This is a genomic window from Methylobacterium nigriterrae, assembly GCF_037106235.1.
In the GTDB taxonomy this organism is placed as follows: Bacteria; Pseudomonadota; Alphaproteobacteria; order Rhizobiales; family Beijerinckiaceae; genus Methylobacterium; species Methylobacterium nigriterrae.
The window spans coordinates 19,465-37,707 of sequence record NZ_JBAWTG010000051.1 but is presented as its reverse complement, the minus strand read 5'-3'; the positions used below and the strand labels follow the sequence as shown (position 1 = coordinate 37,707).

Here is an 18,243-nt window from a genome sequence, read left to right as displayed (position 1 = left end):
GCCACGCCAGCGCGATGAGCGCGACGCCCTCGCGTCGGGGCAGTGACAGCGCCGCCCAGGTCGCGAGCGCCGCGAACGGCGTGGCGCATGCGAAGGCGGAGCTTGCGAGGATGGTCGCGGTTAGAATGGTGGCAAACCGGACGATGCCGCTGCCTGGCTGAAGCGGGGCAACAGCATCGTGAGAGCTGCCGATAGGGACGCGGCCCGTCATGACCCATCTTCAGCCGCGGCTGCCGCCAACGCAATGGGACTGAGCTTCGAGGCAGCGCGGGAGTCCCGGCGGGGAAACGCTTCCGTGACATCAGCAAGGAAGAAGTAGGCGGTGAGGACCAAGCCGGCGCCCGCAATAGCTCGGGACAGCCGAGGCAGCCTTCATCGGCGGCACGGCGATGGGCAGACCTCAGGCGCCGTCGAGGGCGTAGAACAGCCCGAAGATGACGAGGACAACGGCTGGGGTCATTCCGACTACGATGAAGCCACAAGGCCGCCTTGGCAGTGTTCCGATTTGAGCAACTCAGTCCTATATGTAATATGAGGAGGAAAGATCATGGCCTATTTTTACCAGACAGGGTCCGGTCTAATACACGAAGATGCGTTCGAAAACGATACGTGCCCTTCGTTTGAGAGCCGGAAGCGCTACAACGGCGTTGAAGATCTTGAACCTGGGGACGTGCTCGTGAACGGCAATGAATTCGTTACGGTGACTGCAGAAATGATCGCGACAGCTCGCGCCGAGAAGATGAACGAGTCTTGAGCCGCAGCCCTCGCGCATCATATGGCACGGGCTCACAATCCAGTTGGTACTTTGAAATTTTGATTGTTTGCGAGGCTGGCTGGGAGCATGGGTGGCAACCGCTCTCGCACTACAGCCGCCCAGGAATTGTGGTCGGTCGTGATCTGAGGTGAGCAAGAGTTGCGGCAAGGCAAGAGCCGCTGGAGCTTGTCGCAGCCCTTTTGAAGCGGATTGCGCCGAGCCGTCATTCGGTCACCCGCATCCATAGCCACTCGACGATGTTGCCGCTGGCAGGGATGTGCCGCACCAGAAGCGCGGGGCGCCGTCTAGCGCGCTTTCCGCCAAAGTGGTTGCCGGTTTGGCGATTAGAAAGCGCGCCAGATCAATGGTTTGGAGCAGTTTCCGTGATTCAAGAATCACGGAAACTGCTCTGGGCAGCGGCAATCGTAGGCATTCCCGCCACGGCAGTGGCAGCACCTCGGCTCGTCATGCGTCTCAAGCTGTTACCGAGCAAGACCACACCTTCTCGCACCGGCGACGGAGAAGAGGATCCAACTGTCTGGCGGCCGCTGCAGTGGTCCCGTCTTGGCGGTCCAATAAGGCTTACTCTGCCGAGCCGCAGAGGCGCCGCGCTGCTCGCAGATCGAGCGTTATGGGATCAGGCATCTCGCGCTGCAGACCGGCTCTCAGAGACAGGCCCTCGAAGCCGGTCATGGCTCGAGGACCGTACGCGCTGCATGCTGGGCGAGCCCGCCGACCACGTGACCGACCCCCGGCGCCGTCACGACCTTCCAGGCGAACGGTACGCCAAGGCGATCCGCCTCCTTCCGGCTCGCCTCGTAGAAGTACCAGCCGCGGGCGAAGCGGTGCGTGCCCTGTGGCGCGATCTCGCTCTGCTCGCCGGAGGGGATGCCGAAGTCATCGCGCGGGTTGGTGTCGTCCTCGCCCAGATGAATCACGAAAGGATGGCTGAGGGCCGCACGTCGCGCCTGCTCGCTCACGGGCTCTCCGCCTAAGCCGACGGGGAAAGCGCGGTCGGCAACCGGAAGCGTGTACCAGCCCGGGCTTCCGGACACGACGAGGTCGGCGCGCGGTGCGCCGGTCAGGAGCAGGTAGCGATGGGCGAATTGGCCACCTGAGGAGAAGCCGTACAGCTTGAACCGTTCGGAGGCGGCGCCGGTGGCGCGACGTGCTGCATCGACGGCACGGTCCAGTGCGTAGAAGGTCCACTCCCCCGGCGGCTGCGGATGGCGAGCCTCGTCCGTGCCGTTGCCAAGATCGTACCAGCGTGTCCCCGGAAACTTGGTCTTGCTGAACTCCGGCGCGACGAGCAGGAAGCCGTACCGCTCGGCTACGGCGCGCCAAGCATCGCGCACGCCCTTCGCGTCTCGGTCATCGCCATGCAGGACAACGAGGATGCGGCCGTCCTGGGCTCGCCATGTGTCTGGACGGTGGAGGTAGACGGTCATGGGACCGGACGTCGTGCCGCTGGGCTCTTCAAAGGAGATCCGCGAGTCTCCCGGTTTGGACCAGAGATCGCTGCCGAATCGTGCGGACAGACCGAGGATAAGGACAAGGGAACCTAAGATCAGCAGCCGTCTCGTCATCGCGTGCTTCCGAGGCGCCGTGATTGGCATGCGCACCAGCGCCCCCTGGCCGGAAATGCAAAGGAGGACGAGCCGCAAAATCAGGTTGCGCTCTCCTGTGATATCCGCGCTTCGATTGATACTTACGTGCAAAGAACAATTATTACTGTGAAGCTCAATTTCTACACACCAATGTTGCTGTCAAGGATTTTCATTGCTTACCCCGGATTTCATGATTCGTGCCGAGGCTTAATTCGGAGTTACCTCCTCTGGTCAGTTTGTGCTCTGCTGTCGTGCAGGCGGTCGGTGTTCGGCGATCAAGAACGGCTCATCCGGATGCATGAGACGACAGGATTTCTCGATGCGACCGGCTACGCTGAGGGCGCGTCGCGTCGGCCGGGCGTTACGGAACCCGCTCGGATCGCGGCCGTCGGGGATCTCGATCATGGGATGAGGCGAGGCCCTGGTTTCACCTCCGTTCCGCCGCTAGGCTCCTGCGATCATGGAGCTGAAATGGCTTGAGGATTTCGCCAGCCTTGCTCGAACGGGCAGCTTCTCGCGCTCCGCCGAGGAGCGCCACGTCACGCAATCCGCCTTCAGCCGGCGTATCCAGGCGCTTGAGACGTGGCTCGGCGTCTCCCTCATCGACCGCAGCACCTACCCGACCACGCTGACGGTGGCAGGCCGTGAGTTTCGCGAGACCGCCGAGGAGGCCGTGCGGATGCTCCACGGCAGCCGCGCCGCCTTGCAGGCGAGCGGCCGCCCGAGCAAGCAGACCGTGGCAATCGCGGCGCTTCACACCCTCGCCCTGACGTTCTTCCCGCGCTGGTTCCGGCAGATCGAGGCGCAAACCGGCCCGCTCGGCAGCCGCTTGCTGCCCGACGACTTCCACAACTGCATTCAAGCGATTGTCGAAGGCGGCTACGACTTCCTGCTGACGTTCCACCATCCGAGCGTGCCGATCCTGCTCGATCCGGGGCAGTTCCCACACCAAGTGGTCGGCACCGACAGCCTCGTGGCCGTGTGCAGCGCGGCGCTGACCGACGAGACCGCTGCCATGCCGGTCCTGAGCTATGCCCAGAACTCCTTCCTCGGCCGGGTTGCGGCCTTCGCTGAAGCGCCGGTTAGCGGCCCGCCCGCCACGATCACGCACATCAACGAGAACGCGATGGCCGAGGCGTTGAAGTTCATGGCGCTCGAGAGCCATGGCCTCGCGCGGCTACCCCGCTCCCTTGTGGCACGGGAGTTGGCTGAAGGCCGCCTGATCACGACGGGCGAGGAGACCCCGCTCGAGGTGCGCCTATACCGCAATGAGGGGCACCGCCGCGCTGCGGTATCGGCGGTTTGGCAGGCAGCGGAGGCGGTCGCCGCTGAAACTATGCAGGATCGGAATAAGACGGTCTGACACAGCATTGGACCATGGACCTGCCGCCGCGCATCGTGCTCGCACAACAGGAGGGCGCGATGCTCGGTGTTCTCGGTGGGATGGGTCCGATGGCGACCGTGGACTTCATGGGCAAGGTCGTCCGGAACACGCCCGCCGCCTGCGACCAGGAACACATCCCGATGGTCGTGTGCTCGGCAGTCAACATCCCGGACCGCACCGCCGCGATCCTCGGCGAGGGAGCAGATCCCTTCCCGGCCATGCGCGACACCCTGCGGCGGCTGGAGGCGGCAGGTGCGAGCTGCATCGCCATCCCCTGCAACACGGCCCATTATTGGCATGCGGCCCTGCAGGCCGAGACGTCCGTTCGTGTCCTGCACATCGTGGACGCGGTGGCTGACACGCTCGCTGGTCAGGAAGGCGGCTGCATCGGCGTTCTGGCGACCAGCGGCACGATCAAGGCCGGCATCTACCAGAAGCGCCTTGCTCTGCGCGGGTTCGCTTGCCGGACGCCCGACGCGGCCGGACAGACTGATGTGATGCGAGCGATCCGGCTGGTGAAGGCCGGGCAGCTCGCCGAGGCGACGGCGATCCTGCGGGCACAGGCCGAGGTGCTTGTGGCGGCGGGCTGCCGTCAGGTCGTCATGGCCTGCACCGAGATCCCGGTGGCGCTCGCGTCAGTCGGCGGTGCGCTACGCTCCACGCTGGTGGATGCGACCGAGGCATTGGCCAGCGCCTGCATCGAAGCCTGCGCAGCGGGCACGAATGATCCGGCGATGGGGCTCGCCGCCTAAGCACCGTACTCCAGATCTCACCGATTGCCCAATGGCACATGCAGCCGTACGGGCCGTCACGGCGCAGCTGCTCCAATAGGGCTTGCTCCGCAGGATCTGAGCAAGATCTCGGTGTGGCTCGCAGGCTGGGCGTTACAGAACGAAGAACGGCCCCGCGTCAGCGAGGCCGTTTGCATGGGCAGGCATGTTGGATGCTCTGCTGAGATGGCCGGTGGGCCGATTAGTCCTTCGGCGTGTAGACGGCCTCGACCTGCCACGAGCCCTGGAGCTGGTTGTGGAGCGTCCAGAACTGCTCGCCCACCGTCTTGGCGTCCTCCGAGCCCGGGTTTACGAAGCCGGCGACCGTCACGGTCGCGACGTGGATGCCCTTCTCCTTGAAGCTCTCGAATAGGCCAAGCGCCAGGGCGCGGATGCCGGCCTTGCCGATACTGAGCGAGAGGTAGTCCGGGTGGGGCTGCAGCGCGCGGCGAAGGCGGCCGCCGATCACGGCATTGCCCTGGAGGTGGTGAAGCTGCCAGAGGCCAAGCGCGGCTTCGTCCTGTTGCCACGCCGGTGGGTGGTCGAGCGCGCCTTCGCCTGGATGGCCCGCTTCCGCTCGTGGCCTTCAGCGTCCTACTCCTTCGCAGGAGCGCCCACTTCGCAGCAGTCGGTGACAGCCTCTAGCTAAAAGGACGTGGCGATCATGCGCACGGCCGAGGCCAGCAGCAGGGCCGCCAGCAATAGCCGAAGAGTGCGCGGCTGGAGGTGACGCGCTCCTAACCACGAGCCAGCCGAGCCACCACCACCGACACAAGCCAGCCAGAACGGCAAGCCCAGGACCCCGAAGGGATAGCAGGCCCGCCACGTCAGCGGCCTGGCTCGGGTAGAAGCGGATGCAGGCCAGCGCTGCCACAAGGATGTTGAGCGCAAGGGCGGTGGGCTTGATTGTCTCAGAAGCAAAGCCAGCCAGCCCCATCAGCGCAACGTAGCCGGTGCCGCCTGCTTGTCTCACAGCCGAGTAGAGCGCGGCGACAACCGCGATGGCAGCGGCAAAGGCTAGGTCGGGCATCGGCTCAGCTTACCATGCGCCTTGCCATGTCCGCTTCCCATCAACTCCGGTCATTGCGAGCGGCAAGCTCGAAGGTCCGCGTGGGGTCGAAAGCGGCTTCTGGACTGGGTACAAGCGTCTGAAGCTGGCCGGCCAGGAGGCTGCTATGGCGTTCACCGTGACCACTGAAACCGCGGAGGGGGCGAAGAGCGAGAACTATCTCCGACCAAGTGACGCTTACGACAAGGCGCGTGAATGCGAAGCCAAGGGCATCGCGGTGAAGATCCGGCTGCCCACGGGCGACGAGCTGAGCGCGGCGGAGTTCGGCGACTTGTACCTGCTGAAAGACAGAGATTGAGGCGCATCGGCGTTAGCACGGGCGAAAATCGTGGGCAGAGTTGTGGGTAGGCGCCGAATTCCGATGGCCAAGCTGCTGATATAGTTGTGGAAAGCAGCGCCCGATGGCGGATGGGATATCCGGAGCGCAGGATGACGTAGGAGGTCTGCTTCGGCAGGTCCTTGAAATTCTCCACGGCGATCCACGCTGCCTCGAAGAGGCTACACTATCGCTGGTCGCCCGTGTTAGGCGCTCCCTCATTCCACATCAGAGTCACAGGCTCGTTGCGATCATAGATGGCCATCTAACCCTCACTCGCTGCAAACTGCTGCCTCCCCCTCGCAACGGCCGTAGAGGCAGCCTGAGATAGGTCCCAGGCAAGCTACAGGCCGTGGGCTGACGATTGCAGCGAGTTCAGGAGGTTCTGACAGAAAGCGGGCCGCCAGATCGGCGGCCCGAAGTCGAGGGAGGAAACGCCCGTCAGGGACTGGTTACAGCGCTGCTGCAAGGGAACGAGAGAAGCGCTGCATTGCATCAACCCTTGCTGCAGCGCACAGTCCCTGTCGCATGAATTTTGCATGCAGCGACCGTCTCTGCTGTGAGACGATCGATGCTGGAGCTACTCTCTCGCCTTCGTGTCTATTTCCTGTGCCGTCTCGTCAAAAACGACGTGGCCGCTGCGGACCGCGCCGCAGCGGCGGGTAATGCTGACCACTCGGCCAAGCTCCTCGCCAAGGCAGACACACGGCTCAAGAAAGCTTGTGGTCTTAACACGTGGCCGACGCAGCGAGGGGCGGTCCCGCCTTCCCGGTAGCTCTGGGTGGCTGATCATCTCAGCAGGCGCAGCCTTCCAATCGAACTTGAGGAACCTAGCAGCACCATTCGACTACGGTGCAGTTCGCGAAATAGGCGTTATGGAAGACCCTTTATCCACCCCAGGTGACAAAGATCCATACCGGCAGACCAGGATGTTGCAAAAGAGACGCATGCGCCCACTCGGTTTCGCAACAAAAGCCTTTTGCCCAATAATTGAGCAGACGCTCAGCATTTAGTTTTGCGCAGGCAGCGAAACTGATGTCAGCTTGGGCGTAACTTAGCTCATGTAGGGTACTGCCGTGACTGCGCGCCTCCTCCAGCCCAGCCTCGCCGCTTTGCTGCTTTCATCCGGCACCGCCCTCGCCGCCGACCTCGCCGCGCCGGTCACGCCCGTACCCGTCGCAGTCCCCGAGTCCTGCAAGGCTACGCTCTCGCTGCCTGCCTTCAACGGGGTCATCAAGGCAAGCCCGAACCCGGCCTGCTTCACCGTCCCGGGCTTCGGTGACATCTACGTGGGCGGCGCGGTCACCGGCTATGCCTACACCCAGACCAACCAGTTCCCCTTCTCGGCGGCCCCGCTTCCGAGCGACCGGGCCGCGCGGGTCGACTTCAGCAACCTGCAGACCTGGATCCAGAAGGCGGACGGGCCGTTCCAGTTCTACGTGCAGGCTGGCGCCTACGCGATTCCCGCTCTCGGCTTCGTGAACTATGGCACGTTCGACCAGACCGACCTACTATTCAGCCCGCTGCCGGTCGCGTTCGGCAAGTTCGTCTTCAATGACAATTGGTCGGTCCAGGGCGGCCGCATGCCGACGCTGATCGGCACTGAGGCGCCCTTCACCTTCCAGAATCTCAATATCTCGCGCGGCCTCCTGTTCAACCAGGAGAACATCATTAACCAGGGCGTGCAGATCAACTATTCGGACGGGCCATGGTCCGCTTCAATCGCTGGCACCGACGGCTTCTTCTCCGGCCAGATCAGCTGGTTGACTGGCGCCATCACCTACAAGCTCGACGATTCGAACACGGTCGGCATCAATGGTGGCCTGAACCTCGACCGCACGAACGTCCTCAACCGCAGCCTACGCTACCAGTTCGCCACACCCCTGTTCCAGCAAAACAGCGGCATCTTCAACGTCAACTACACCTACTCGAACGGTCCCTGGATTGTCTCGCCCTACTTCCAGTTCACCAATGTCGAGCGTGACATGAGCCTCGGCATCCTGCAGGGCGCCTCGACCTACGGCGGCGCCATCCTGGCGAGCTACGCCTTCACCGACAAATTCGCGCTGGCCGGCCGCTTCGAGTACGAGACGCAGACCGGCGTGCGCGGCTCGGGCACCACGAGCCTGCTCTACGGCGCCGGCAGCTCGGCCCTGTCCTTTACGATCACTCCGACCTTCACCTTCGACCGCTACTTCATTCGCGGCGAGTACTCGCATGTGGAACTGTTCGACATCACCCGCGGCAATCTCGCCCTCGGCACCCTCGGCACCGGCTTCGGGCGCTCCGGCAACCGGACATCGCAGGACCGCTTCATGGTGGAGACTGGCATCACATTCTGAGAGGCAGTCCGAGCCCGCAAGGGAGCCAGTCATGGGCAGGAACGACGAGCGCTACCAGCCCCTGCGCTCGAATGCTGATCACTGAAGCGTTCCGACAGCTCGTCTTCTCCCAGCAAGCCACGCGTGTTCAGCCATTCTCGCAGGATGAGGCGCACGGCTTGCGGTCGCGAGTGGCGGCTCCCCTCCCGCGCAACGGCCTTGTCGAGAGCCACAACATAGGCGCGTGGCAGGCGAATGCTCAGTGGAATGGTGTCGGCCCGGGGACGGCCGCGCTTGCCCGCTTCGAACATGTTGCTCTTCGTTCTTCTCGGCGAGCGCTCTGTCTTGCTCGTCTGTGCGCGCACCGACGTCACCCGCAACCAAGCCTACATGCTCTGCTCGCTCGCCGGGATCCTGCGAATCACGCAGACCGTCGGCCGCAACAAGGGCGTGCACATGCTGATGCCGGAAGCGGCGATCTCCCATAAGGGATGAGCCTAAGGCAGGGGGGCCCTCTTCATAGAAGGAGGCCCGCACCGCATCCGGCAGCGAAGGCGGACCTTCCGTCCCCGACCTCAATTCGCCGTGCGACCGGACGCGATGCGGCCCACGCAGACCTCTGCCCCGCGGTCGTGCGGACTCGGCCGCGTTGCCGCCGGGCTGGTCCGGTCGGCAGGGACCGACCGTGCCATCAGCGCCGAGCGCAGCCGCTGCACCTCCGCCCGTAGGGCCGCGTTCTCCTGCTCCACCCTGTCAAGCCGGGCGACGCCCGCGGGCTTCAGCCCGCCGACTCGCCGGCGCCAGCGATAGAAGGTGCCGAGCGAGACGTGGGCGCTCGCGCAGATCTCGGCGATCGGTATACCGCGCTCGGCCTCGCCCAGCAGGAAGGCGATCTCCTCGTCCGTGTGCAGTGATCGACGCATACAGGACCTCCCAATTCGGCAGCCGCGGGTGCACCCCTCGTCCGCGGATGAGCAAGAAGTGGACCGCCCGATCCGGCAATTTTGACGTTTAGCGGCGGAAGCGCCCGCCGGACGGGCCGGAAGGCGCCGATTTGCGCAAGGCCCGGCTCGCCCTGCAGCCCATTTCACCTTGGGATTCCACACACCGCGCCGGACAATCTCGGGCGAGCGATGCCGCCCGAGGAGTTCCGATGGACCACGCGCCGACCCCCAACAGCTCCGCCGACCAGAAGACCGGCCCCGTGCAGCTCGCGCTGCGCGGCATCCGCAAGAGCTTCCAGGCCAAGGCCGGCCCGGTCCCGGTCCTCGACGGTCTGAGCTTCGATATCCACGAGCGCGACTTCGTCAGCATTATTGGCCCTTCGGGCTGCGGGAAGACCACGGTTTTCAACGTGATCGCGGGGCTGCTCGAACCGGATGCCGGCACGATGCTGTTCCGCGGCCGTCCGGTGCCGGGCCTGCGCGGCCGGGTCGGCTACATGATGCAGAAGGACCTGCTGTTTCCTTGGCGCACGGTGCTGCAGAACGTGATGCTGGGCCTGGAGATGAAGGGCACGGACCCGCGCGAGGCCTCCGACACCGCCCGCCGCTACCTCGCCCAGTTCGGCCTCGGCGGCTTCGAGAACGCCTATCCGAAGACCCTCTCGGGCGGCATGCGCCAGCGCGCGGCGCTGATCCGGACGCTCATCATGGATCCGGACATCCTGCTCCTCGACGAGCCGTTCTCGGCGCTCGACTACCAGACGCGCCTCTATCTCGAAGGCGTGCTGCTCGACGCGGTGGAGCGCTTCAATAAAACGGTGGTGCTCGTCACCCACGACATCGACGAGGCGGTGGCCCTGTCGAAGCGCGTCGTGGTGCTGGGCGGGCGGCCCTCGCAGGTGAAGACCGTGCACGCGATCGAGCTCGGCGACCGCTCGCCGATCGGCGCACGCAGCGACCCACGTTTCTCCGACTACTTCCACACCCTGTGCGGCGAGCTGGACATCCAGACCCGCGCGGGGTCCGCCTCTCCCCCTCGCGCCGAGGCCGCCTGATGACGACGCACGCCTTGAAATCCGCCGCGCAACTCGAGGCCGAGCGCCCCGCCGCGATCCGCCGCGGCCCAGGCCCGCTCGCCCGCGCGGTCGACACCACCCTCGGCCGCGGCCTGATCCAGGCCGCCGCGGTGGCCGTGTTCTTCGCCGCCTGGGAGATCGCGGTCGATGCCGGCTGGCTCACCGAATTCCTGGTCGGCGCGCCCTCCGGCATCTGGCGCGTCTTCAGCGCGAGCCTGATGGACGGCAGCCTCGCGGTCGACACCTGGTACACGCTGATCGAGGCCATCCTCGGCTTCGTCATCGGCACCCTCGTCGGCTCGCTGGCGGGCCTGGGGCTCTGGTACTCGGTCCTCGTCGCCCGGGTGGTCGAGCCCTTCATCGTGGCGATCAACTCAGTGCCGAAGATCGCACTCGCGCCCATCGTGATCCTGTGGTTTGGCACCGGGTTCGTCTCGAAGGTGGCCCTCGCGGTCTCACTGACCGCACTGGTGGCGCTAATTGCCGCCTACCAGGCCGCCCGCGACGCCGATCCGGACCTCCAGGCGCTGATGGCCTCGATGGGAGCCTCCAAGAACCGGATCTTCCGCTCGGTGATCGTGCCCTCGACTCTGCCGGCGATCATCGGGATGTTCCGGATTAATATCGGCTTCGCGCTGGTCGGTGCGGTGGTGGGCGAGTTCATCTCGTCCCAGCGCGGCCTGGGGCACCTGATCTACAACGCCTCGTCCCTCTACGACCTCAATACGGTCTGGGTCGGGCTGTTCGTGCTGATGTTCGTCGGCTTCGTGCTCTACCACGTCATCGACGTCGTCGAGCGCCGCATCCTGCCCTGGCGCCAGGTCTCGACCGCGGGCGGCATCCAAGTCTGACGCCCCCTTTCTCCCCTTCGCCCCTCCTACCTAGGACTTGCCCCGATGAAGCCGCTGCGTCCCGCCCTGCTCGCTGCCCTGCTCGCTTTCACGAGTCCGCTCCCGGCGCTCGCCGCCAATCTGAAGGCCACGGTCTCCCAGGCCTTCCAGTCGATGCTCTACCTGCCGCTCTACGTCGCCATCGACGAGGGCCTGTTCGAGGAGGCCGGCATCGACGTCACGAAGGAGACGGCTGGTGCGCCGAGCGTCGCGCTCTCCGCCGTGATCTCGAAGAGCGCGCAGTTCTCGATCCACGGGCCCGAATGGACCGCGGTGGCGTCCTCCAAGGGCGCGCCCGTCAACGTGGTGGCCAACGTCGTTAACGGCGCCGCAGTCTGGATCGCGACGGCACCGGACTTCCCCTGGACCGACGTGAAGAGCCTGAAGGGCCAGACCATCGTCACCGGCCTGATGCCGACCACCAGCACCTCGCTGTTCCTGAAGCTCCTGAAGGAGAACGGGATGAGCAAGGATGATGTGACGCTCACGCAGGTCGCGCTCGGCACCGAGCCGGGCCCATTCCTGGCCGGTCAGGCCAAGGTCGCGGTGATGTACGAGCCCGGCCTCGATCAGGTCGTCGCCAAGGGCATGAAGGTGGTGCTGGGCTTCCCCGAGAAGTACGGCCCCTACGCCTTCTCGGCGGTGAGCGCCCGCAAGGACGTCGACCCGGCCGTCGCCCAGGCCTTTGTCAACGGCATGCAGGCGGCGATCCGGCTGATGCATGCGGAGCCCGCCAGGGCCGTGGCGGTGGCCAAGAAAGAGTTCCCGAACCTCGACCCGGCCGTGATCCAGGCGGCGGTGAAGCGCATGATGAACGAGAAGGTCTATCCCGACAGCGTGGAAATCACCAAGGAGGCGATGACGCTGGGCTTAGACACGCAGATCGCGCTCGGCAACCTCTCGGCCCAGCCCGATTACGCCACCTTCGTGCGGCGCGACTTCATCACGAAGGCGACTGCCGGCAACTGAGGAGCTGATACCATCGTGTCGATGCACGAACTCGGCCTCGTCGAGGCGGTCCTGGCAATCCGCGTGGGCCGCCTCGATCCCCGGGACTACGCCGCCGCCCTCCACGTGCGGGCGCGCCTTCTCGATCCCAGCTTACGCGCCTTCACGGTTCTGGCCGAGCCCAGCGCGCCGGCGGATGGTCCGCTCGGCGGCATCCCGGTCGCCGTGAAGGACATCGTGGCGACCCGCGACCTGCCGACCGCGAACGGCTCGCCGATCTACCGGGATCACGTCCCGGAGGCGGATGCCTGGGTGGTGGCGCGCCTGCGCGACCTTGGCGCCTCGGTCCTAGGAAAGACCGTCACCACGGAATTCGCGTGGCGCCATCCCGGGCCGACCCACAATCCCTGGCGGCTCGGGCACACGCCGGGCGGCTCGTCGAGCGGCTCGGCCGCAGCGGTCGCGGCGGGGCTCGCGCCGCTGGCGCTCGGCAGCCAGACCTTCGGCTCGGTGATCCGCCCGGCCGCCTTCTGCGGCGTGGTCGGGCTGAAACCGAGCTACGGCGCGATCCCCCGCACCGGCGTGCACCCGCTGGCCAGGTCACTCGACCATGTCGGCCTGTTCACCCGCTCGGTCGCGGACGCAGGCCTAGCCCTCGCTATGCTCGCAGGCGCGAGCGACGCAGACCCGCACGGGCAGCCCCTGCCGCCGTTCCGGATCAATCCGGAGCAGGGCGTTGAGCCGCACGCCGCCCCGCGCCTCGCTCTGGTCCGGATCGGCCCCTGGGATCAGGCGGAGCCGGCGGCGCTCGCCTGCCTGGAGGCCGCGGCAGAGCGGTTTCGGGCGGCCGGCGCCCGCGTCGAGGGCCTGACCCTGCCCGCACCGTTTGCCGGAGCAGCGGAGGCGGCGCGCACGATCTTGGCCTGCGAGGCATCCGCCACCTACGCGCCGCTCGTCGCCGGCCATCCGGACAAGGTCAGCGCGCCGCTGCAGGATCTCGTGCGCGAGGGCGCCCCCATCCCGGCCGTGCGCTACATCTCGGCCCGGCAGCTCCAGACGGAGCTGCGCGCCGGGTTCGGCGCGGCGCTCGCCGACTTCGACGCGCTGCTCACGCTTCCGGCACCGGGGCCTGCCCCGGAGGGCCTCGCCTTTACCGGCGACCCGTCCTTCTGCGTGCCCTTCACGTATCTCGGCGTGCCCTGCATCACCCTGCCGGCGGGCAATGTCCAAGGCCTGCCGCTCGGCATCCAACTCGTCGCTGCTTACCGCAACGATCTGCGCCTGCTGCGCATCGCGCGCTGGTGCGAGTCGGTCCTCGGCCGCCCACATCTCTTCCCCGCTCTCTGACCGAAACCCGGCGCGCGCTCGCGCCGCCAGAAGGTTGCCCCATGCTGTCCCTGCTGTCGCTGCGCACCCGCATCGCGGGCGGCACCCTCACGCCCCAGGGCGCGCTTGCGCTGGTGCGCGAGGCGATTGCCGCGCGCGAGCCCGAGATCGGCGCCCTCGTGAGCCTCGACGCGAACCCGGCCGTGCCGACTGCCGGCCCGCTCGCCGGCATCGCCTTTGGGGTGAAGGACGTGATCGACACCGCCGACCTGCCGACCCAGATGGGCTCCCCGATCTATGCGGGCTGGCGCCCGAAGGCGGACGCGCCGGCCGTGGCGCGGCTGCGGGCGCTGGGCGGTGTGGCGCTCGCCAAGACCACCACCACTGCCTTCGCCTTCATGGACCCCACCGAGACGCGCAACCCCAACGCCCCGGGGCGCACGCCGGGCGGCTCATCGGCGGGCTCGGCCGCCGCGGTCGCCGCCGGGATGCTGCCCCTGGCGCTCGGCACCCAGACCGGCGGATCGGTGATCCGGCCGGCCGCCTTCTGCGGCACCGTGGGCGTCAAGCCCTCGTTCCGGCTGCTCCCGACCGTCGGGATGAAGTGCTTCTCATGGAGCCTCGACACGCTCGGCCTGTTCGCCGCCACCGTTCCGGACGCCGCCCACGCCCTGGCGCTCCTCACCGACTGGCCCGAGATCGAGCGCGCCGGGGACGCGGTGCCCCGCATCGGCCTGCTCGTGCCCGAGTTCTGCGCCGAGCCGGAGCCGGATGGCCTCGACGCGCTCCACCGGGCCGCGCGCTCGGCCGAAGCGGCGGGCGCGGTCCTGCGCCAGCTCGCCCTGCCACCGCTCTACGGGCAAGCCTTCGGGCTCCACGGCACGATCCAGGACTTCGAGGGCATCCGGGCGCTTGCCTGGGAGTACGACCATCGGCGCGACGCGCTGGCGCCCTTGCTGCGCGACCAGCTCGACGCGGCGGGCGCGATCCCGGCCGAGGCCTACGACGCGGCGCGCCGGGTGGTCCGCGCCGCCCGGTCGGGCTTTCGCGGCGTCCTCGCCGAGGCCGGCCTGGACGTCGTGCTCACCCTGCCGGCGCCGGGCGCGGCGCCGCAGGGCTACGCCTCCACCGGCGATTCCCGCTTTAACCGGCTCTGGACCCTGCTTGGCTTGCCCTGCGTGAGCGTGCCGGTGCCGGGGGACGGACCGCCCCTCGGCGTGCAGGCGGTCGCCCCCTTCGGCGAGGATGCCCGCGCGCTCGCGGCCGCCCGCTTCGTCGAGCGCGCCTTGGCGCGCTGACGATGAGCAGCGAAATCGACTCGAATCGTTGCTCAGTCCACGGCGCGGATCCCGCATCCAATGCTCGGCGACGCCTTGCTGCTGTTTTCAAGGCCACAGAAATGAGATGTGCTCGGGATATATTTTCAGATAATACCAGCGTGGGCAACGCTACTCGTTTGCGCAGCGATGAACTGACATATGCTGTTAGGAGTTCAAATCATCCCTGACAGGCTGAGGCGCGGCTAGTCAAAGCTTGCTAGGTGCCGTGCTGTAGCGCCGGTCCGGCGTCCGTTTCTTCCTCAGAAGCGGACCTTTAGAGCAAACGGGCCGGATGTCCGGAACGGGTCACTCTGAGGCCTTTACCTGGGCCGCGCAGAACGTTCGCTTACCCGCAGCTTGCGCCCCGAAGCGGACAGTCCGTTTTCGGCCAGGCTCGGTCGTTCCGGACCAATCAGACTGCCGGCAAGCAGACCTTCCGAAGGCCTGAGAAGGGTCGAAAGCTTCCATAACGCCCAGTCCGCGAGCGGCACCGCCTCCTGCTAAGGTCCGGTAGGGCAAACCCTATTGGCACGCTGCCGCGCCGCTACGGCCACCCAGATCGTGTGGTTCCACACCCAAGTCCGCCGCGAGGTGAATTCGTTCGTTCATTTAACCCACGACAATGAGCGCGCCTGACCAGCAGCCTAGGTGCGGTTTGGCCATCAGCACGTCCGCGTATGGTTGAGGTGCCAAAGGTCGGCATCGCCGACGAGACCGCGCCGCAATCCGTCGCCACGCATTGAGAAGTGACTTGCGAGGTGCACAGGCCGGACGGAGGCGCAGGGTTGCGTCTCGCTGGAACGAAAGAGCAGAGTGCCGCTCTGCCGCCTGCTGAAGCGAGAGAAGCCATGGCACGCATCACGTACCGGGTTGTCGAGCATGACGGAGGCTGGGCCTATCGGGTCGGCGATGTGTTCTCGGAGACGTTCCCAACCCGCAGCGACGCGCATGAGGCCGCTGAGCGTGCGGCAGCCGAGCAACGCGCACCCGACGACGACACCGTGATCAGCTACGAAGATGAACAGTACCGGTGGCACGACGAGACCGCCCTGGGCGGTGATCGGCCCCAGACGAATGTAGAGGGCGGATCGTAGCCGCAAGATGGCGGTCTGCTTCCTGCATCCGAACTGCAGAAGCAGCGTTCATTGCAGTCCAGCGAACGCCTCAAAGTGCCCCCTTCCGGACCTTCCGCTTTGCCAGTTCGAAGGTCCGCCCAGAGGGAAGAAGCGGACGTCACTGCTATGGTCACAACATCAGCAGGTTCCGGCACATCGGCGACCCGAGTTCGCTTCACAGCGTTACGCAGGAACTCCTGCAGAAGCCACATGGACATGGCTTAGCCCATAGCTTCTGTCGTCCTGATAGACCGAAGCTTTCCGACGAGCTTCACCCAGCTGGCGAACTCGTGACCAGGCTGATCTCAGAGCTGCGGAGTGGATGAAGGCCGCACCGGTCCGTTTCGCCACCCTTCAGAGGAGCTCGACGAGCACGAGCTCGGCGTCGCTGCGTGCCAGGACGTTCAAGCGGCCAACTTCATGGATTGCCACACCGTCGCGAGCGCTAAGCTCCAGGCCATTCAGGCAGACCGGACCGGTGGTCACGAGATAACCTCGGTGGCCAGATGCGAGCTCGTGCCCAAGCCACTCGCCAGTGTTCAGAGTCGCCCCCATGACCCGCGCCGCCGCGTTGATGGGCAACGCACCTTCGTCGGCGGGGTCACCGCTTGCCAGAACCGCGAAGTGGCCGCCACGCTCCGATGCCGGGAAGCGGCGGCTGGCCCAGCGCGGCATGCCGCCCGGCTCGCGCGGGTCCAGCCAGATCTGGAACAGGCGCAAGGGCACCGGCTCGGCGTTGAACTCTGCATGGCGGATGCCCGAGCCGGCGCTCATCACCTGCACGTCGCCGGCCTCGACACGGCCTCGGTTGCCTAGGCTGTCCTCATGCGTGACAGCACCCTCGCGTACGTAGGTGACGATCTCGACGTCTTGGTGTGCATGCATCGGGAAGCCAGACCCCGGCGCGAACTCGTCATCGTTCCAGACCCGCAGCGGGCCGATGGGCCGGTGCTCGAGATTGCCCATGCCGGCGAAGGCAAAGTGCAGCCTCGCCGTCAGCCAGCGGCTCTCGGCGCTGCCCAAGGCGTCGAAGGGACGATGCTCGATCATGGCGGACGCTCCTTGGCGGGGTTGAATGCGGTTCAGCCCGTCCTGGATCAAGCGCGCCCGGTCCGGGCGTCGAGGCTGAGCCCACCGGCACCGAAGGCTACGACTTGCAGCAGCCCGCCGGCCATGGCGAGGTTCTTGAGGAAGTGGATCATCTGGTTCTGGTCGGCGAAGGCCGTGTGGAAGGCGAGCGCGGTGGTGACCGAGAACAGCGCCAACACCAGGGCGACGAGGCGGGCGCGGTAGCCGGCGATCAGCATGAGCGAGCCGCCAACCTCGACCAGGATGGCCGCCGCAAGCGCCAGCTGCGGCAGCGGCAGGCCGGCCGACTGGATGTAGCCGACGGCGGCAGCGGGCGCGGCGAGCTTGCCGAGGCCGCTTGCGAGGAAGATCGTGCCCATCAAGAGCCGCCCGACGGCCGGCACGAAGCGGGTGAGCGGGGACGCGGCGGCGAGGCTCGAACGCGCGTTGGGCGCGACGGCAGCGGTCATGGTCATCATCGTTCTCCAGGAATCAAATCTGGGATAGGGGCGCCGCCGTCAGGCGGCCGGCGCCCTGGGGACCGTCGTGCAGGGGCTCAGACTTGAGCCTGCCCGCCATCGGCGAAGAGTTCGATGCCGTTGACGAAGCTCGCGTCGTCCGAGGCCAAGAACACGGCCGCCTTTGCGATCTCGTCGGCCTCGCCGACTCGACCCATCGGGATCTTCGAGGCGAGGTAGTCGAGCAGGCCCTGCTGCTGGGCCGCGTCCGGCCCGGCAAGCTCGACGAGGCCCGGCGTGCGGGTCGCGCCAGGGCTCAGTGTGTTCACCCGGATGCCGCGGCCCTTCAGGTCGAGGATCCAGTTGCGGGCGAAGGAGCGCACTGCCGCCTTCGAGGCCGCGTAGACGCTGAAGGCCTCCGTACCCTCAGAGCCCGCCGTCGAGCCGGTCAAGATGACGGAGGCGCCGGGCGCCAGCAGCGGCAGCGCCTTCTGTACCGTGAAGAGCACTCCTTTCACGTTGCGGCCGAAAGTGTCCTCGTACTGCTCCTCGGTGATCTCACCGAGCGGCAGCATCGAGCCGCCACCGGCGTTGACGAACAGCACGTCGATGCGGCCGGCCTGCGCCCTCACCTGCGCGTAGAGCCGGTCGAGGTCAGCGAGCTTGGAGGCATCCGCCTGCACGCCGGTCGCCGCCGGGCCGATCTCAGCCACGGCCTTGTCGAGCTCTGCCTGGCGGCGTCCGGTGATGAAGACGCGCGCGCCCTCCTGGGCGAAGCGCTTGGCAGTGGCGAGGCCGATGCCGCTGGTGCCGCCGGTCACGACGGCGATCTTGTCTGTGAGCTTCTGGGTCATGGTGGTCACTCCCGTCCGGGTTGA

At 66.5% G+C, this 18,243-nt stretch carries 18 protein-coding genes and 3 pseudogenes; 13 read left to right on the top strand and 8 right to left on the bottom strand.

Going from position 1 to position 18,243, the window contains the following annotated elements; genetic code table 11:
* Window positions 1–211: pseudogene (locus tag WDW90_RS22270) on the bottom strand (hypothetical protein); the annotation flags it as partial.
* 336 nt (window positions 212–547) lie between these two features.
* Between WDW90_RS22270 and WDW90_RS22265 the strand changes: the two are divergent.
* Entirely contained in the window at window positions 548–754 is a 207-nt protein-coding gene (locus WDW90_RS22265; RefSeq protein WP_336489645.1) for a hypothetical protein, read from the top strand.
* Between the two features lie 689 nt (window positions 755–1,443).
* Here WDW90_RS22265 and WDW90_RS22260 read toward each other — a convergent pair.
* Window positions 1,444–2,340 (bottom strand): alpha/beta hydrolase family protein, encoded by an 897-nt coding sequence (locus tag WDW90_RS22260; protein WP_336489644.1) that lies wholly within the window; start codon window positions 2,338–2,340, stop codon window positions 1,444–1,446.
* 481 nt (window positions 2,341–2,821) lie between these two features.
* Here WDW90_RS22260 and WDW90_RS22255 point away from each other — a divergent pair, with 481 nt between their 5' ends.
* Complete coding sequence (locus tag WDW90_RS22255) at window positions 2,822–3,724, top strand: LysR family transcriptional regulator (RefSeq protein ID WP_336489643.1); 903 nt, start codon at window positions 2,822–2,824, stop codon at window positions 3,722–3,724.
* Window positions 3,725–3,738: 14 nt separating this feature from the next.
* Window positions 3,739–4,497, top strand: coding sequence for a cysteate racemase (cuyB, locus tag WDW90_RS22250; protein ID WP_336489642.1), 759 nt, complete (start codon window positions 3,739–3,741; stop codon window positions 4,495–4,497).
* Between the two features lie 220 nt (window positions 4,498–4,717).
* On the opposite strand, the gene WDW90_RS22245 is transcribed toward cuyB, so the two are convergent.
* Window positions 4,718–4,984, bottom strand: coding sequence for a Rossmann-fold NAD(P)-binding domain-containing protein (locus tag WDW90_RS22245; protein WP_336489641.1), 267 nt, complete (start codon window positions 4,982–4,984; stop codon window positions 4,718–4,720).
* Here WDW90_RS22245 and WDW90_RS22240 point away from each other — a divergent pair.
* The 3 genes and pseudogenes from WDW90_RS22240 to WDW90_RS22230 form a co-directional block, all read left to right on the top strand.
* Window positions 4,961–5,164, top strand: a pseudogene (locus WDW90_RS22240) (transposase); the annotation flags it as partial. The gene WDW90_RS22245 and the pseudogene WDW90_RS22240 sit on opposite strands and share 24 nt — an antisense overlap.
* 352 nt (window positions 5,165–5,516) lie before the next feature.
* Window positions 5,517–5,882, top strand: coding sequence for a hypothetical protein (locus tag WDW90_RS22235; RefSeq protein ID WP_336489640.1), 366 nt, complete (start codon window positions 5,517–5,519; stop codon window positions 5,880–5,882).
* 1,094 nt (window positions 5,883–6,976) lie between these two features.
* Entirely contained in the window at window positions 6,977–8,242 is a 1,266-nt protein-coding gene (locus WDW90_RS22230; RefSeq protein ID WP_336489639.1) for a porin, read from the top strand.
* Between the two features lie 29 nt (window positions 8,243–8,271).
* Here the strand turns inward: WDW90_RS22230 and WDW90_RS22225 are convergent, their stop codons facing one another.
* Window positions 8,272–8,532, bottom strand: a complete 261-nt coding sequence (locus tag WDW90_RS22225; protein ID WP_336489638.1) for a ribbon-helix-helix protein, CopG family — start codon at window positions 8,530–8,532, stop codon at window positions 8,272–8,274.
* A 40-nt stretch (window positions 8,533–8,572) separates the two neighbouring features.
* On the opposite strand from WDW90_RS22225, the pseudogene WDW90_RS22220 reads away from it, so the two are divergent.
* Window positions 8,573–8,716, top strand: a pseudogene (locus WDW90_RS22220) (acetamidase/formamidase family protein); the annotation flags it as partial.
* An 80-nt stretch (window positions 8,717–8,796) separates the two neighbouring features.
* On the opposite strand, the gene WDW90_RS22215 reads toward WDW90_RS22220, so the two are convergent.
* Entirely contained in the window at window positions 8,797–9,144 is a 348-nt protein-coding gene (locus WDW90_RS22215; protein ID WP_336489637.1) for a transposase, read from the bottom strand.
* 230 nt (window positions 9,145–9,374) lie between these two features.
* Here WDW90_RS22215 and WDW90_RS22210 point away from each other — a divergent pair, with 230 nt between their 5' ends.
* The 6 genes from WDW90_RS22210 (at window position 9,375) to WDW90_RS22185 (ending at window position 15,818) form a co-directional block, all read left to right on the top strand.
* Complete coding sequence (locus WDW90_RS22210) at window positions 9,375–10,220, top strand: ABC transporter ATP-binding protein (protein WP_336489636.1); 846 nt, start codon at window positions 9,375–9,377, stop codon at window positions 10,218–10,220.
* Complete coding sequence (locus WDW90_RS22205) at window positions 10,220–11,092, top strand: ABC transporter permease (RefSeq protein ID WP_336489635.1); 873 nt, start codon at window positions 10,220–10,222, stop codon at window positions 11,090–11,092. The genes WDW90_RS22210 and WDW90_RS22205 overlap by 1 nt, the downstream gene beginning before the upstream one ends.
* Before the next feature lie 45 nt (window positions 11,093–11,137).
* Complete coding sequence (locus tag WDW90_RS22200) at window positions 11,138–12,100, top strand: ABC transporter substrate-binding protein (RefSeq protein WP_336489634.1); 963 nt, start codon at window positions 11,138–11,140, stop codon at window positions 12,098–12,100.
* A gap of 21 nt (window positions 12,101–12,121) precedes the next feature.
* Window positions 12,122–13,426, top strand: coding sequence for an amidase (locus WDW90_RS22195; protein WP_336489650.1), 1,305 nt, complete (start codon window positions 12,122–12,124; stop codon window positions 13,424–13,426).
* A gap of 41 nt (window positions 13,427–13,467) precedes the next feature.
* Window positions 13,468–14,703: an amidase gene (locus WDW90_RS22190; RefSeq protein WP_336489633.1), complete on the top strand. Its 1,236-nt coding sequence runs from the start codon at window positions 13,468–13,470 to the stop codon at window positions 14,701–14,703.
* 869 nt (window positions 14,704–15,572) lie between these two features.
* Complete coding sequence (locus WDW90_RS22185) at window positions 15,573–15,818, top strand: DUF2188 domain-containing protein (protein ID WP_336489632.1); 246 nt, start codon at window positions 15,573–15,575, stop codon at window positions 15,816–15,818.
* Window positions 15,819–16,193: 375 nt separating this feature from the next.
* Here the strand turns inward: WDW90_RS22185 and WDW90_RS22180 are convergent, their stop codons facing one another.
* The 3 genes from WDW90_RS22180 to WDW90_RS22170 all read right to left on the bottom strand — a co-directional run bounded on the left by WDW90_RS22180 (window position 16,194) and on the right by WDW90_RS22170 (window position 18,219).
* Entirely contained in the window at window positions 16,194–16,889 is a 696-nt protein-coding gene (locus WDW90_RS22180) for a pirin family protein (protein WP_336489631.1), read from the bottom strand.
* A 47-nt stretch (window positions 16,890–16,936) separates the two neighbouring features.
* On the bottom strand, window positions 16,937–17,383 hold the full coding sequence (locus tag WDW90_RS22175) for a DoxX family protein (RefSeq protein ID WP_336489649.1): 447 nt from the start codon (window positions 17,381–17,383) through the stop codon (window positions 16,937–16,939).
* A gap of 80 nt (window positions 17,384–17,463) precedes the next feature.
* The gene (locus WDW90_RS22170) at window positions 17,464–18,219 is read right to left on the bottom strand and encodes an SDR family NAD(P)-dependent oxidoreductase (protein WP_336489630.1); all 756 of its coding nucleotides are present in this window, start codon (window positions 18,217–18,219) and stop codon (window positions 17,464–17,466) included.
* Window positions 18,220–18,243: the final 24 nt, after the last annotated feature.